Here is a 403-nt window from a genome sequence, read left to right as displayed (position 1 = left end):
CGTTTTCAGCCGCCCGGACAGCACCGACAGTTTCCCCCGGCCTTTATAAATCTCCTCAAGCAGACGGCGCTGGGCCGGCGTCACCCCGTGCGCCAGAGTTTCCCTGAACATCAGTACTGACATATAGTTCATCAGCCGCTTCGGATGATTAAAAATCAGCGGAACATCTGAATACCCCGTGACCGGCTCCGGCAGGAACAGAAAACCGGCCAGGGCACCCTGCAGCTGACCGGGGGTTCCGGCACGCTCCCCACCGTTCTGTTGCGTTCCTGACATTTTTTCGTGTGATATTACCGGGATATCCCCGAACACCTTCAGTACCAGCCGGTCGCTGAACATCAGTTCATCGCTGATAACCAGTACAGGGTGAAACAACAGCGCCTGCCTCAGGGCATAGAACAGA

Annotated in this window: 1 pseudogene; it reads right to left on the bottom strand. The window is 56.3% G+C overall.

The features are described from left to right. Positions 1–403 (bottom strand): annotated as a pseudogene (locus HV477_RS28105) (transcriptional regulator); the annotation flags it as partial.

Origin of the sequence: Salmonella sp. SG203, assembly GCF_013350575.1 — a bacterium.
GTDB lineage: Bacteria > Pseudomonadota > Gammaproteobacteria > Enterobacterales > Enterobacteriaceae > Salmonella > Salmonella enterica.
Note: the sequence above shows the minus strand (reverse complement) of the source record. Positions and strands in the feature narration are given on the sequence as shown.